General features: G+C 32.5%; 16 protein-coding genes. 9 read left to right on the plus strand and 7 right to left on the minus strand.

Annotation, left to right across the window (positions count from 1 at the left end; translation table 11 throughout):
* Positions 1 to 37 precede the first annotated feature (37 nt).
* On the plus strand, positions 38 to 1090 hold the full coding sequence (locus V1T75_RS13660; protein WP_330489131.1) for a HesA/MoeB/ThiF family protein: 1053 nt from the start codon (positions 38 to 40) through the stop codon (positions 1088 to 1090).
* 81 nt (positions 1091 to 1171) lie between these two features.
* Here V1T75_RS13660 and V1T75_RS13665 read toward each other — a convergent pair whose 3' ends face one another.
* Together V1T75_RS13665 and meaB are read right to left on the minus strand one after the other, a co-directional pair.
* Positions 1172 to 1513: a tRNA-binding protein gene (locus tag V1T75_RS13665; RefSeq protein WP_330489063.1), complete on the minus strand. Its 342-nt coding sequence runs from the start codon at positions 1511 to 1513 to the stop codon at positions 1172 to 1174.
* Positions 1514 to 1608: 95 nt separating this feature from the next.
* Positions 1609 to 2682, minus strand: coding sequence for a methylmalonyl Co-A mutase-associated GTPase MeaB (gene meaB, locus V1T75_RS13670; RefSeq protein WP_330489064.1), 1074 nt, complete (start codon positions 2680 to 2682; stop codon positions 1609 to 1611).
* Between the two features lie 100 nt (positions 2683 to 2782).
* Here meaB and V1T75_RS13675 point away from each other — a divergent pair, with 100 nt between their 5' ends.
* The 6 genes from V1T75_RS13675 to lgt all read left to right on the plus strand — a co-directional run bounded on the left by V1T75_RS13675 (position 2783) and on the right by lgt (position 8135).
* Entirely contained in the window at positions 2783 to 3331 is a 549-nt protein-coding gene (locus tag V1T75_RS13675) for an RNA polymerase sigma factor (RefSeq protein ID WP_330489065.1), read from the plus strand.
* The gene (locus V1T75_RS13680; protein WP_330489066.1) at positions 3324 to 3887 is read left to right on the plus strand and encodes a hypothetical protein; all 564 of its coding nucleotides are present in this window, start codon (positions 3324 to 3326) and stop codon (positions 3885 to 3887) included. The genes V1T75_RS13675 and V1T75_RS13680 overlap by 8 nt, the downstream gene beginning before the upstream one ends.
* Positions 3868 to 5334, plus strand: coding sequence for a coiled-coil domain-containing protein (locus V1T75_RS13685; RefSeq protein ID WP_330489067.1), 1467 nt, complete (start codon positions 3868 to 3870; stop codon positions 5332 to 5334). The genes V1T75_RS13680 and V1T75_RS13685 overlap by 20 nt, the downstream gene beginning before the upstream one ends.
* 108 nt (positions 5335 to 5442) lie before the next feature.
* Positions 5443 to 6924 carry a cysteine--tRNA ligase gene (gene cysS / locus V1T75_RS13690; protein ID WP_330489068.1) on the plus strand — a complete coding sequence of 494 codons (1482 nt, stop codon included), beginning with the start codon at positions 5443 to 5445 and terminating at the stop codon, positions 6922 to 6924.
* Positions 6925 to 7161, plus strand: coding sequence for a membrane protein insertion efficiency factor YidD (gene yidD / locus V1T75_RS13695; protein WP_330489069.1), 237 nt, complete (start codon positions 6925 to 6927; stop codon positions 7159 to 7161). It begins immediately after the preceding gene.
* 113 nt (positions 7162 to 7274) lie between these two features.
* Positions 7275 to 8135: a prolipoprotein diacylglyceryl transferase gene (gene lgt / locus V1T75_RS13700; RefSeq protein ID WP_330489070.1), complete on the plus strand. Its 861-nt coding sequence runs from the start codon at positions 7275 to 7277 to the stop codon at positions 8133 to 8135.
* Positions 8136 to 8195: 60 nt separating this feature from the next.
* Here lgt and V1T75_RS13705 read toward each other — a convergent pair whose 3' ends face one another.
* The 3 genes from V1T75_RS13705 to rlmH form a co-directional block, all read right to left on the minus strand.
* Positions 8196 to 9476: a glycosyl hydrolase family 18 protein gene (locus V1T75_RS13705; protein WP_330489071.1), complete on the minus strand. Its 1281-nt coding sequence runs from the start codon at positions 9474 to 9476 to the stop codon at positions 8196 to 8198.
* 169 nt (positions 9477 to 9645) lie between these two features.
* Positions 9646 to 10512 carry a hypothetical protein gene (locus V1T75_RS13710; protein WP_330489072.1) on the minus strand — a complete coding sequence of 289 codons (867 nt, stop codon included), beginning with the start codon at positions 10510 to 10512 and terminating at the stop codon, positions 9646 to 9648.
* Between the two features lie 167 nt (positions 10513 to 10679).
* Positions 10680 to 11153, minus strand: coding sequence for a 23S rRNA (pseudouridine(1915)-N(3))-methyltransferase RlmH (gene rlmH, locus V1T75_RS13715; protein WP_330489073.1), 474 nt, complete (start codon positions 11151 to 11153; stop codon positions 10680 to 10682).
* 145 nt (positions 11154 to 11298) lie between these two features.
* On the opposite strand from rlmH, the gene V1T75_RS13720 reads away from it, so the two are divergent.
* Positions 11299 to 11424 (plus strand): hypothetical protein, encoded by a 126-nt coding sequence (locus V1T75_RS13720; RefSeq protein WP_330489074.1) that lies wholly within the window; start codon positions 11299 to 11301, stop codon positions 11422 to 11424.
* Between the two features lie 80 nt (positions 11425 to 11504).
* Positions 11505 to 12356, plus strand: coding sequence for a hypothetical protein (locus V1T75_RS13725; RefSeq protein WP_330489075.1), 852 nt, complete (start codon positions 11505 to 11507; stop codon positions 12354 to 12356).
* Positions 12357 to 12502: 146 nt separating this feature from the next.
* Here V1T75_RS13725 and V1T75_RS13730 read toward each other — a convergent pair whose 3' ends face one another.
* Together V1T75_RS13730 and V1T75_RS13735 are read right to left on the minus strand one after the other, a co-directional pair.
* Complete coding sequence (locus tag V1T75_RS13730; protein WP_330489076.1) at positions 12503 to 12892, minus strand: hypothetical protein; 390 nt, start codon at positions 12890 to 12892, stop codon at positions 12503 to 12505.
* 69 nt (positions 12893 to 12961) lie between these two features.
* Positions 12962 to 13438: a hypothetical protein gene (locus V1T75_RS13735; RefSeq protein WP_330489077.1), complete on the minus strand. Its 477-nt coding sequence runs from the start codon at positions 13436 to 13438 to the stop codon at positions 12962 to 12964.
* Between the last annotated feature and the right edge of the window lie 209 nt (positions 13439 to 13647).

Genomic DNA, 13647 nt, shown 5'->3' on the forward strand with positions numbered 1-13647 from the left:
AACAGCCAACAGCCAAAAGCCAAAAGCCAAATGCCAAATGCTAACAAACGAAGAACAAAAACAATACAATCGTCATTTAATTCTCGATAAAATAGGGGAAGAAGGACAACTAAAACTAAAACAGGCCAAAGTATTGGTAATCGGTGCTGGTGGATTGGGGTGTCCTGTATTACAGTATTTAACGGCAGCAGGTGTAGGTACGATTGGAATTATAGATGATGATGTAGTAGATCAGAGCAATTTACAACGCCAAGTTTTATATACCATAGATGATATAGGAAAGTCTAAAGCAGAAACAGCTGCCCATCGTTTGTCAAGATTGAATCCTTTTGTTCAGTTTCATGTGTTTAAAGAAAAACTAACCAATCAAAATGCTATTTCTTTATTTGAGAAATATGATGTAATTGTAGACGGGAGTGATAATTTTGCGACTCGTTATTTAACCAACGATGCAGCGGTACTCACTCAAAAACCGTTGATATATGGGGCTATTTTTAAGTTTGAAGGACAAGTAAGCGTGTTTAATTATCAGGGAAGTGCTACGTATCGATGTTTGTATCCAACGCCACCCAAACCAGAAGAATCTCCCAATTGTTCAGAAATAGGAGTACTAGGTGTCTTACCCGGAATTATAGGAAGCTTACAAGCCAATGAAACCATTAAAATCATTTGTGGAATAGGAGAGGTGTTAGCTGATAAATTATTGATGTATGATACCTTAAGCATGCGTCAAATGCTCTTGAAGTTTGAAAGAACCGATAAAGCTGAGGTAACGGAGTTAGATAACGATTATGAATTCTTTTGTGGAATTAAAACAGCGACCCACGAAATAACTTTAAAAGAACTACAAAACAATCTGTCAACTTATAATTTATTGGATGTTCGGGAAGATTGGGAACGAGAGCAGCATCATATTGGAGGACAACATATTCCGTTAGGAGAGCTTGCTCAACGATATGATGAAATAAATACAGGAAAATCTGTGGTAGTTTATTGTAAATCAGGAGTAAGAAGCCAACGAGCAATTGATTTTTTAGAGCAACAATTTGACAGCATTACTTTTCTAAATTTAAAAAAGGGACTGGGGTAGTAATTTACAAGAGCTTAAAAGCAGACTTTTCTTATTTCCAGCAGATAAACAATACTTAATTAAAAAATCTAAGAAAGGATGCTACGCAATCTTTGTCCCGTTTTTAACAGTACGTTCAGCAGTTAACAAAGTAACCTCTTTATCATCACCTAAACCACCTAATACAAGGCATTCACTCATCATATTAGCAATTTGTTTTTTAGGAAAGTTTACCACAGCAACCACTTGTTTTCCTATTAAATCTTCAGGTTGATACAGTTTAGTGATTTGTGCTGAGGTTTTTTTTATTCCGTAGTCGCCAAAATCAACTTGCATTTTATAGGCAGGGTTTTTAACCTCTTTAAAAATTTCCGCAGAAATAATGGTGCCAATACGCATCTCTACTTTTGTAAAATCGTTCCAAGTGAGGGTGTTCTCTTCCATATGTCTGTAAATAATACCAGTTAGGTGTTTATTAGTTTTAAATTAATTGTTTAAAAATAAGATTTTATTAAGTGCCCATTATGGGCTTCCATAGTTTAGTTATTTTCTAGCAATCGTTTGGCAGCAGTAAATGGTGTGGTTTTTCCACTTTCTAGCTTTGCTACCTCCCGTTTTAAAAGTTCTTTAATTTTTGGGTTATTATAAAAGTTATTTTTCAATTGTTGATTAATGGTTTCTAACAACCAATAGTTATTTTGTTCATTTCTTTTCTGTTGAAAATAACCTGATTTTTTCACTAAACTCATGTACTCTTCAATCATAGCATAAATAGCATCAATTCCTTGATGATGTAGCGCACTTGCTAATAAAACGTTGGGTTGCCAACCACTTTCCTTAGCAGGGTATAAGTGTAAAGCTCTGTTAAACTCTACTTTTGCCAGTTTAGCATTTTTCTCATTACCGCTATCCGCTTTATTAATCACAATCGCATCAGCCATTTCAATAATTCCGCGTTTGATACCTTGTAATTCGTCACCAGCACCTGCCAATTTCAATAATAAAAAGAAGTCGGTCATAGAATGTACAGCAGTTTCCGACTGTCCCACACCCACCGTTTCAATAATAATGGTGTCAAAACCAGCAGCTTCACATAAAATAATACTTTCACGTGTTTTTTGAGCAACACCACCCAACGAAGTTCCAGAAGGAGAAGGGCGGATAAAAGCATTTTCATCGGTTACCAATTCCTCCATACGTGTTTTATCGCCTAAAATACTTCCTTTGTTAATAGAGCTACTTGGGTCTACCGCCAAAACAGCTACTTTTTTACCTAAGGAAGTTAAATGTTTACCAAAAGCCTCAATAAATGTACTTTTTCCTACACCAGGAACACCTGTAATTCCAATTCTAACCGATTTATTGGCATGCGGTAAACAAGCTTCTAAAATTTCATTGGCTTGTTGTTGATGTTTTGGATTAGTACTTTCCACTAAGGTAATAGCTCTACTTAAAAAAGGAATATTACCAGCAACTATTTGAGTAACAAATTCTTCGGTCGTGGTAGTTTTTCTTCTGTTGCGCTTTATTTTTTCTGCAGAGGATTTACTGGTGGTTTCAGGCTGGGAAACCCCGTCTTTTTCAGAGAGTGCAGATGTGTCTTTGTCGGTCATTATGTAGGTAAAACAAAATAATAACGTAAATTTAGAAATAAAAATGCAGGAAAATGCAACGCGGTGGGAAAAGTCTCGTATTTAGGGTAAGAAATCAAGAATGAAATCAACTAAACAGTTACATCAACCGGTAATAGATGCCTGTAAAAACAATGATGCAAAAGCACAAATGCAATTGTATGACTTGTATTGTGATGCTATGTATACAGTGGCGTTACGGTATGTAAAAGATTCGTTTATTGCGGAAGATGTAATGCAAGAAGCATTTGTAAAAGCATTTAAAAATATTGATTCATATAAAGAAGGAGTAGCGTTTGGTGCTTGGTTAAAAAGAATCGTTATCAACCAAAGTATTGATTATTTAAAGAAGAGAAAATTAGAACTGGTTTCTATTAACGAAGAAATTACCACAGTAGCAGATGATGATAATTGGAATGTAGCCGCCACGATATCGTATCAAGATATTGTAAACTGCATTCAGCAATTAAAAGAAAAATATAGAGTTGTGTTAACCCTGTTTTTATTAGAAGGGTATGATCACGGAGAAATCTCTCAGATATTAGGAATTTCGGAAGTGAGTTCGAGAACACATTTATTAAGAGGAAAAAGACAAGTGCAAGAACAATTAAAAGCAGTACATCATGTCTAAAGATATTAGAGAAATACTAAAAAACAATGTTGAAAACACCGAGAGGTTATCAACAAATCACAGACAGCGTTTTCAACAAAAGTTGCTAGATGAATTGCATGCAACACCCTCAACAAAAAAAACATATCAATGGCTGTATATAGCAGCATCTATTGTGTTGTTGGTGAGTTTGGGAATTCAGTTATACCCAACAAATACTGTAGCCCCAATAACAGAGCTTCCAAAAGAAACTCAAAATCAAATTAGTTTAGGAGCAATTTCACCTGAATTAAAAACAGTAGAAGATTATTATGTAAATACTATTAATTACGAATTAAGTCAGTTAGAATTAACCGACGATAATAAAGAACTTTTTGATGGTTACTTAACTAAGTTAGGTGAATTAACCAAAGAATATAAATCGTTAACCGAAGAGCTCAATACAAAAGGAATTAACGACGATACTATCAATGCATTGATTGGAAACCTGCAATTGCGTTTACAGCTGTTAAAACGTATGCAAAAACAATTACAAGAATTTAAAAATCCAACTCAAAATGACATTCAAACAATTTAACATCAGTGTTTTTTTACTGTTAGTAACTGGCGTTGTATCTGCACAGAAATACAACAAAAAGTTTAGTGAAAATTTTAAAACAAATAAAGACGTAGTAGTTTCTATCAATGCATCTAATGCAGATGTAGAGGTAACTACATGGAACAAAAACGAGGTTTCAGTAGAAGCAGTTGTGGAAGTGGAAGGACTCGATAAAAAAGAAGCTCAAAAATATTTAGACAACTGGAAATTTGAAGCTTTAGGGAATAAAAGCAAGGTACAAATTAATGCCAATAGAAATAGCTTTAGAATAGGAGGAGACAATATTGTATTCTTCAATTCATCAGACAATAATTACCCAAGAGTATTTCAATTTGACGGGAATGATGAGGTTGTGGTAATTCCAGAAGTAAGAATTCCGGAGATGCCTGAAATCCCAGAGATCCCTGAAATTAACATCCCAGAAATTAACTTTAAAGAAATCGTTACTGGTTTAGAAGACATCGAATTTGACTTTGATAAGTATGCAAAAGATGGAGGAAATTACTTCTTTCAATGGAAAGATGGGGTAAACGATATTACTATTAAGTCAAAAAAAGAGTGGGAAGAATTTAAGAAAACAGATAAGTATAAAGAGTTTAAAAAACATCAAGAAGAAAGAAAAAGAGAGATAAAAAAAGAATTAGAAAGCGTTAAGAAAGAGCGTCTCAATGAAAAAGAATTGAGAAAAGAAATGGCGAAAGCTAGAGCTGAAATTAGAAAAATAAATAGAGAAGAAATCAGAAAAGAACTTGCCAAAGCTAGAGAAGAAATGCACAAGGCAAGAGAAGAGATGAAAAAAGTTCGCATGAATTATTCTTACGCTTCTGACAGCAATAACCTTATGATTAATGGAAAAAAAGTAAAAATCACAAAGAAGATTACAATAAAAGTCCCAAAATCAGCAACCTTTGACTTGAATACACGTCACTGTAAAGTAAAACTTCCAAAAACCAAAGCTTCAGGAAAGGTTAGTTATGGAACCTTTAAAGCTGATGCACTTGACGGTGGAAAATTAAATATTTCATTTTCACCAGTAAACATAAATTCATTAAACGCTTGTACGTTGTTCTTAAATAATGTAACCGATGCTCAATTAGCATCGGTTACCAATACAACCGTAAATGCTAATTCATCAGGATTGGTAGTAAACAATGTTTATAGTAATGTTGAAGTGAATAATAAGTTTGGAAACTTAACCATTACCAAAGTACACCCTAGCCATGATAATTTAAAAGTACTTTTAAGCTATTCAGATGCGGGAGTTGATTTAGCAGGAATAAACAAAAAATTCGATATTCAGAGTGGTAAGGTTAAGAAACGAAAAGATGGAAGTGTAGAATATAATGGAGAGTTTATTTTAATTTCAAACGATAAGAAAATTGAAATAGATGGTAAATACAGTCAGTTAAAAGTTAAAAATCAATAAGAAATACAAACAAAATTACTTTTTATTTCTACAAAATTGCTACCAAATTCTTTTTCTATATTCTTTATAAAGTGCCTATATTAGCGATTGCAAATAGTCATTTTTACTATGGAATTATACAAAGAAAATCAACTTAAAATATACAACTCTTTAACCAAATCAAAAGAGCTTTTCAAACCAGTAACTGAAGGACGCGTAGGTATGTATGTATGTGGTCCTACAGTATATAGCAACGCCCATTTAGGAAACGTACGAACTTTTATGTTTTTTGATGTGGTGTATCGTTATTTATTACACCTTGGGTACAAGGTGCGTTATGTGCGTAATATTACCGATGCGGGTCACTTAGAAAACGATGCAGATGAAGGAGAAGACAGAATTGCAAAGAAAGCACGACTAGAGGAAATTGAACCGATGGAGGTAGTGCAACGTTATACAGTTGATTTCCATAATGTATTAAACAACTACAATTTTTTACCACCAAGTATAGAGCCTACAGCAACAGGTCATATTGTAGAACAGATTGAAATGATTAAAGAAATCATGGAGAAAGGTTTTGCTTATGAAGTAAACGGTTCTGTATATTTTGATGTGTTAAAATATAACGAAACGGGTAACTACGGAATTCTTTCTGGTAGAAAATTTGAAGACGCTATTCATAACACACGAGCGTTAGACGGACAGTCAGATAAAAGAAATCCGCAAGACTTTGCACTTTGGAAAAAAGCAGATGAACGTCATATCATGCGTTGGCCTTCACCTTGGAGTGATGGTTTCCCAGGTTGGCATTTAGAATGTTCAGTAATGAGTACAAAGTACTTAGGTGAGCAATTTGATATTCATGGTGGAGGAATGGATTTAAAATTCCCGCATCACGAGTGTGAAATTGCACAATCGCAAACCTGTAGTGGTGTTAAACCAGTAAATTACTGGATGCACACCAATATGTTATTGTTGAACAGTCAAAAAATGGCAAAATCAACAGGGAACTTTATTTTACCAAATGAAATTTTAACGGGAGAAAATAACATTTTAGGAAAACCGTTTTCTGCAAGTGTGGTTCGTTTTTTCAATATGCAAGCGAACTATAGAAGCATTTTAGACTTTTCTGGAGAAGCGTTAGAAGCTGCTGAAAAAGGGCATGCAAAGTTGATGGAAGCTGTAGATTTCTTGGATAAAATAGAAGCAGGTAGTTCTTCTTCATTTGATGTTGAAAAATGGAGACAAGATTGCTACGATGCCATGAATGATGATTTTAATACACCAATTTTAATAGCACATTTATTTGAAGCAGTAAAAGTTATCAATCAAATAAAAGAAGGAAAAGCAAGTTTAACTACCGATGACTTAGAAGTGTTTAAAAATACAATCAATGCGTTTGTTTTTGATGTATTAGGACTAATGAATGAAACTTCAGAAGGAAATAATTCAGACAAACTAAGTGGTGTAGTTGAAATGTTAATTAGCATGCGTAAAGAAGCACGTGAAAATAAAGATTGGGCATTGTCTGATGAAATTCGTGATAGATTACTGGAATTAGGGATTCAATTAAAAGACGGTAGAGAAGGAACAACATTTACAGTTAACTAATTGAAAAAAATACTAACATATCCGTTTATATTACTAGTTCGATTTTATCAAACAGCCATATCTCCGTTTACACCAGCAACATGTAGATATTCACCAACCTGTTCAAGCTACACAATTGAAGCGTTACAAAAACACGGATTATTGTACGGTGGTTGGTTGGCATTGAAAAGAATTTTCAGTTGTCACCCTTGGGGAGGAAGCGGTTACGATCCTGTTCCAGAGAAAAAAGAAAAATAATAATTGTCATTGAGGAGTTTACAACGAAGTAATCTTATGAGATAGCTTCATTTTAACTTGTCTTAATTGACAGCCGAAAGGTTCGCAATGACACAAAAACCAAATTAAAGTAGATGAATTTTTTATCCATAGTGTGGGATTGGAACCCAGAAATAATAAACTTAGGAGGTTTTGGTATTCGTTGGTACAGTTTAATGTTTGTAGCAGCGTTTATTTTAGGACTTCAATTAATGAAAAAGATATATATCAACGATAACATTGCTGTTGAGAAACTAGATCCGTTATTTATGTACGTATTCGTTTCTATGTTGATAGGAATGCGTTTAGGTGACGTTTTTTTTTATAGTTGGGATTATTATCAAAATCATTTACTAGAAATCATATTACCATTTAAAAAGCAAGAAGGAGCTTCGGCTTTATTCGGATTGTTAGATGGATGGAAATTTACCGGGTTTACAGGGTTTGCAAGTCACGGAGCAGCAATAGCAATTCCAATAGCCATGTACTTTTACGCTAAGAAACACTTACAAAAACCATGGTTGTTTATTCTAGATAGATTAGGAATTATGGTAGCCTTAGCAGGATTTTTTATCCGTTTCGGAAACTTCTTTAATTCTGAGATTTACGGAAAACCAACAGGAAGCAGCTTTGGTGTCATCTTTAAAAGAGCAGGAGAGACGGTACCACGTCACCCAACCCAATTATACGAAGCATTTAGTTATTTAGTACTATTCTTTGCTTTGTGGTATTTCTATTGGAAAACAGACAAGAAAAATCAAACAGGCTTTTTATTCGGACTGTTTATGGTGGTATTATGGTCGTTACGTTTTGTAATAGAATTCTTAAAAGAAGCACAAGTAGAAGGAAGAGAAGATTGGGTGTTCAATACATTGAACACAGGTCAGGTGTTGAGTATTCCGCTAGTGTTGATCGGTTTTTGGTTAATGTTTAGAAAACCTAAAGCAACTGCATAAAAACAATAAAAAAACTCCAAGGATACCCTTGGAGTTTTTTATTATTCAAAAGTTACCGTTTTACTCTTTAGAAAACTTTTCAGCTAGCAAATCCCACAGTTGAGAATAGCCATTGTCATAACCCAACGCCCAAATACCGACACCGCTTATTTTATTGCGTTTTATCCAGTCGTATTTTATTGAAAGCGACTGCACATCTTCAAAAAATAGCTGTCTATATTCATGGTTGCTGTCTTTGATAATTAGATAGCTAGAAGCACTTTTAGGATCAAACTTAACGGGAATTTGTAAAGAATCAATATACATATCTCGTATGGTATAATAACGAGGGTGCGATTTGAACTTCGTTACTTTAGCGCCCATTTCAGGTTTTTTAGTGTACCATTCAGCACCGTAATAAGGAAGTCCCGCAATTAATTTATCTAGAGACACTCCCTTGTTTTTATAATAAGTAACGGAGGCTTCTAAACCATTTCCGAATTTTTCACTGTATTTAAAAGGTGTTACAGGCCCGGTAGTTTTGCTAAAACTACCGTAGTAATCGTATCCCATTAGCGTGTAAAAGTCAATATGCGGATTGATAGCAGGAATATCAAACACATCATTCCAGTCAATAGCATACAAACACAAAGAGACGCTATAATTAGGATTCTTTTCTTTTAGCTTTTTTGAAACCTGAATGATAAACTGTGTAAGTTGATTTCTATCTTCTTTAGCAACCCCTTCAAAATCGATATTAATTCCATCAGCATTTCTTAAGGCAAGTAACTCAGCTAGATTTTCTATGAGTCTTGTTTGTGCTTTTGAATTATTCAAAAACACAGCATTGTTTTCGCTTCCAAAGTTAGTAACCGACAAAAAGACTTTACAACCTTTTGTTTGAGCACTGTCGATTAACGAAGTAGTTTTCCATTGGTGTATACTTTTGTAATTACCTGTTTTGGGATCAAGAGCATAAGAAAAGTATGAAATTCCCCAAAGCATAGAAAAATTATAACTTTTATAAGAAGAGCCGTTGGAATATACATGCCAGCCAAATGTGCGATAATTAGGATGTACGTTTCCTTTTTTATGAGTTATAGGTTTGTAAGAAATGTTGTTTAAACTATCCCATTGCTGTTCGGTAGTAAAATTTAAACCGCCATAGGTTTTTTCATGTAAGTGACGCTGACTTATAAACTGTTTGCCATCTGCAATGTTTATGGAGTCTTTGTGCTCTACAGGTTTTGAGTTGTTAGTTTGTGCTTCCTTGTTTTTAGAGTTTGAACATGAAGTAATGAAGACGATTAAAAATAAATGAGTAAGGAGTAACCAAGTTTGCTTATTCGGGGGGTGTTTCATGTTAATAAAAAGATAGGTTAGTAAATAATCATAGCTTCTAAAATTCTAAGAATTACTAAAATACAATAAGTTTTGTAAAACAGTTTCTTGGTTGAAAGCTACATCTATAGAAAACAAAAAACTCCAAGCGAAAAGCTTGGAGTTTTTTTATTGTATAAAGTCAGGAATTTTATCCTTTAATTTTTGCTAACTCTTGTTTTTTAGCATCAATTTCGTTTTCAATTTTTAATAAGCGATTTTCAATTTTGTTGATAATAGCTTGTTTTCTTTCTATACTCTCTTTAGAAGTAGAAGCATCTTTCTTAGCCTCTTCTAATTTAGATTTCATTTTAGCTAAACCTTCTTTACCACTAATTAAAATTTCTTCGTTAATGCTAATATCATCTTCAAGATCACTTATTAAGGTGTTTTTCTCTTTACTAATGTTTTGTTCCTTAGCCTTAATTTGGTTGCTTAATTGTTTTAGTTTTTCTTCCTCTAAACGTAAAGCCTCTTGTTCTTTTAAATAAGCAAGCTCTCTAGCTTTTCTTTCTTCGTCTAACTTCTTACGAGCCTCTTCAAGCTTTTGTTTTTGTAAAAGAACCTCTTTCTGCTCATCACTTATATTATCTTCATATACCACAAGACCAGTGCTTGCAGTTGTAGCTTTAGCTTCCTCTTTTACCTCTGCTTCCTTAGTTTCTTCTTTTTTAAGTTTTCTAGCTAACTTTCTTTCAAGAGACGCCAAATCTTTCTTGTGTAAATCAATTTGACTGTTTAGTTTGCTTAGTCTTTGTTGCATGTTAGCAACAATTTTTTCTTTTCTTTCTACCTCTTGTTTTGTAGCTTTTTTACTTGTTTTAAAACGCTCTAAATTTCCTTTTACACGTTTTAAAGCACCAACTCCACTCACTAAAATTTCTTCATTAGCGCTAATTTGATCTTTCTTGTTTTTTACCTGAGCTTTTAAAGCTTTAATGTCATCTTGAGCATTTACTTGTTGGCAAGTAAACGTTATGAAAAAAGTTAAAGTGACTAAGAATCTTAGTGTTTTCATTGTAATTTTATGGTATTAAGTTTTTGTTTTTTCGGGGCGCAAAAGTATGGCTAAATGCGAAAAAAAAATAACTTTTTAACATGTTTTTTACTGTGTTTTTCAAGAAACTAAAAGCATAATGCTTTGACTCACATGAAATTTGATGTGAATAAATAGCTTAACAAGAGTTATTCGTGATGATAAGGCTCGTTACGAAGAATGGTAAACCCACGATACACTTGCTCCACAATAAATAAACGAATCATTTGGTGAGAAAAGGTCATTTTTGATAAGGATAACTTTCCTTGCGCTTTTTGATATACAGCCTCAGAAAAACCATAAGGACCTCCAATTACCAACACCAGTTGTTTAATACCTGAGTTCATTTTCTTTTGTAAATATTGTGAAAACTCTACGGAAGTATGTTGCTTCCCTTTATCGTCTAATAAAACTAGTTGGTCGGTAGCTTGTAGTTTGGATAGAATTAACTCGCCTTCTTTTTCTTTTTGTTGCGACTCGCTTAGGTTTTTAACGTTTTTGATATCTGGAATAATCTCTAACTCAAACTTTACGTAATGTTTTAAGCGGTTTTGGTATTCGTCAATTAATTGCTGTAACTGCTTATTATCAGTTTTGCCTATGGCGAGTAGTTTTATTTTCATACGGCAAAATTACGAATGTTTTATAAACTCTTAAAGTTAGTTTAGGTTCGACTCCTGTTTTGATATTTTGCTATCGTGTATAATTTGGCAAAAGGTTAATATTCCAAAATATATTTGTCTTAATATTAATTAAATTTTTTATAATATGAGAGATTCAAATCATGAGGCTGATATTAGTAACTCAAACTCAGGAACAAGTGGAACAAACACTACTTATCAAAATAATCTTGATAACAGAGCAGATCAATTAAACCCCAATAACTCTAAATAGAAATTGGATTGTTTATCATTACTAATTCTAATAAGCTATTTACTATATATTTGTAAGTAGCTTATTTTTTATATGTATACATGTTTGGTGGAATTATAGAAGAAATTTATAAACAGCTTTTAGGTGAAAAAGAAGAAGAACTTTTACTATTAATACCTCTAATACCTCGGGTATTAATAATTGTGCTTTTTGATGGAGATTATAAAAAGGCAGAAGAAAAGTTTGAAGAGATGGAAAAAGCATCTTTAAATGATGAAGAAATAATACATGGTTTCTTACAACAGTTTCCTGTTTTGGAGTTGTTTAAAGAGGTTTTTGAGGTTATAAAGAAAAGCTATAACATATCTGATTTTGTTCATCAACTTAGTAAAAATGAAGAAAAAATAATCTCTTTATTTGAAAGAGTACCAAAAGAACAGTTTTTAAAATTGGTTAAGCTCTATAGTGAAAATAGAGTAATAATTGAATCTCATATTACTGATTTTTTTGGTTTAGATATAGTTGAGAAAGAAGAAGTTGTAAAAATATTTTTTAAGACAACTAAACAAGAAATAGCCGATGAATTTAATGTTAATAAAAGAACATTTAATAAATGGTTAAAAGAGCTTTTTGGGAATAGATTTGATAATCGGAGAATAATTTATATTCACGATTATATAGAGATTTTCAACACTTTTATTGATGATGGTAAAGAATATTTAGAGTTGAGTGATTTTAATAAAATTAAAAAAAGGTTAGATAAAGGTACGAGTTTTGATAAAAAAAGAATTGCATATTTGACAAATGAAGGTACTAGTAAAGACAGTAGTACTTTACTTAAAATACAAAGAGAAAATCTTGGGGCTATTGAGTTTTACAAAAGAATGGATAAGTTCCCTTATAGTTTAACTAAAAAAATTGTAGAAAAGTTAGGAGATGAATTAGACTTTTGATGTTTATTAACAATCCTCGTGTAACAAATAACTACTAGGTTAAAGGTATTGTTTTTCGGTTTAGAGCATATGTTAGTAATTCCGAGTGGATTCGGACGTAGTCGAATCTGCCGTAATTGTGGTTATGTATTGCTGTTTACATTATTTTATTCAGGGTCTTTAATATATTCAACCTCTTTATTGTCGGTAACCAATATCATTCTATTTGAGTTCAAATATTTTAATTCAGAAGTCCAGTTATTGTATAAGCTTATAAATTTTAATTTAAACCCTTGGTCATATTTGATGATATCAACAAAAGGATGATCATCAATTATTAAATATTCGTTTTCATTTTCGGTTCGTTCCATTTCGGTTAGGTTTCCCTGTCCTTTTTCAAACCAGTAATGATAAATGGTTTTTGAGTCAGAATTTTTTATTTTCCATTTTCCGCTCAAATAAGATTTCACTTCTTGTTTCGATTCACAACATTTTAAGTGTTGTCCGAGTATAGTGAGAGGTAAAAAGATTAGTATTAAAATTAGTGTTTTTTTCATTTTCAGTGTTTCGTGGTATTTTGTATCAGTTAAGTAGTGCGTTATAGGTAACTAAACTAGCAATTAATTTTATACGGTCTTGTGGGCCAGATTTTTCTTTCTTTTTAATATTCTAATCAGACTTGGAATTAGAGAAATGATAGCACTTGTTCCTATGATAAGCCCATATTTTACTTCATTCCAATGTAATTTCCTAATGCCATCTTCACAAGCTGTACATTCTATAACTTTAATGTTAGCATCTATTGCTGAAATAGCAATTAATGAAATCCCAAAAAGGATTAGGTAAATAATTACGTTTTTTAGGATATGAATGGTTTTTTGATTCAGGTTTTCTAGAGTCAGAATCAGAAGTCCAATTCCAAATGTTAGGAAATAAAGTTTGTTAGAGAAAACAAAAAAGTTTTTACCAATGAATTGTATGGTATCAGAAGTTGACCATATAAAAATATTCTGAATTAAGTCACGAAAAAAAGACTCAGAATGGTATGCTATCCCAATTCCGACCATAAATGCTAAAATTCCAAATACTATCTTTTTTATCAATTTTGAGTAAGTTTTTCTACTTGTTTACAATGTTTTTGTATAAGATTAGGTGCATGTTTTTAAGTAACTAATTTAGCAAATACAAACCAAATAGAAAATCCTCGCGGATTTTCAGTAGGAAAATCAGAAGCTAACAAACTAGCTTTTGTTATTAATAAAAAGTGTTTTACTGTATAAAATGAACTATAAAACTACTTTGAGGTAAATTT

The organism is Tenacibaculum sp. FZY0031, from assembly GCF_036350695.1.
Taxonomy (GTDB): domain Bacteria; phylum Bacteroidota; class Bacteroidia; order Flavobacteriales; family Flavobacteriaceae; genus Polaribacter.

What these genes read in the sequence shown, in the direction of transcription:
- V1T75_RS13660 (WP_330489131.1), top strand. Translation starts at nt 38, where the DNA reads ATGCTAACAAACGAAGAACAAAAACAATACAATCGTCATTTAATTCTC.
- V1T75_RS13665 (WP_330489063.1), bottom strand. Translation starts at nt 1,513, where the DNA reads ATGGAAGAGAACACCCTCACTTGGAACGATTTTACAAAAGTAGAGATG.
- meaB (WP_330489064.1), bottom strand. Translation starts at nt 2,682, where the DNA reads ATGACCGACAAAGACACATCTGCACTCTCTGAAAAAGACGGGGTTTCC.
- V1T75_RS13675 (WP_330489065.1), top strand. Translation starts at nt 2,783, where the DNA reads ATGAAATCAACTAAACAGTTACATCAACCGGTAATAGATGCCTGTAAA.
- V1T75_RS13680 (WP_330489066.1), top strand. Translation starts at nt 3,324, where the DNA reads ATGTCTAAAGATATTAGAGAAATACTAAAAAACAATGTTGAAAACACC.
- V1T75_RS13685 (WP_330489067.1), top strand. Translation starts at nt 3,868, where the DNA reads ATGACATTCAAACAATTTAACATCAGTGTTTTTTTACTGTTAGTAACT.
- cysS (WP_330489068.1), top strand. Translation starts at nt 5,443, where the DNA reads ATGGAATTATACAAAGAAAATCAACTTAAAATATACAACTCTTTAACC.
- lgt (WP_330489070.1), top strand. Translation starts at nt 7,275, where the DNA reads ATGAATTTTTTATCCATAGTGTGGGATTGGAACCCAGAAATAATAAAC.
- V1T75_RS13705 (WP_330489071.1), bottom strand. Translation starts at nt 9,476, where the DNA reads ATGAAACACCCCCCGAATAAGCAAACTTGGTTACTCCTTACTCATTTA.
- V1T75_RS13710 (WP_330489072.1), bottom strand. Translation starts at nt 10,512, where the DNA reads ATGAAAACACTAAGATTCTTAGTCACTTTAACTTTTTTCATAACGTTT.
- rlmH (WP_330489073.1), bottom strand. Translation starts at nt 11,153, where the DNA reads ATGAAAATAAAACTACTCGCCATAGGCAAAACTGATAATAAGCAGTTA.
- V1T75_RS13720 (WP_330489074.1), top strand. Translation starts at nt 11,299, where the DNA reads ATGAGAGATTCAAATCATGAGGCTGATATTAGTAACTCAAACTCAGGA.
- V1T75_RS13725 (WP_330489075.1), top strand. Translation starts at nt 11,505, where the DNA reads ATGTTTGGTGGAATTATAGAAGAAATTTATAAACAGCTTTTAGGTGAA.
- V1T75_RS13730 (WP_330489076.1), bottom strand. Translation starts at nt 12,892, where the DNA reads ATGAAAAAAACACTAATTTTAATACTAATCTTTTTACCTCTCACTATA.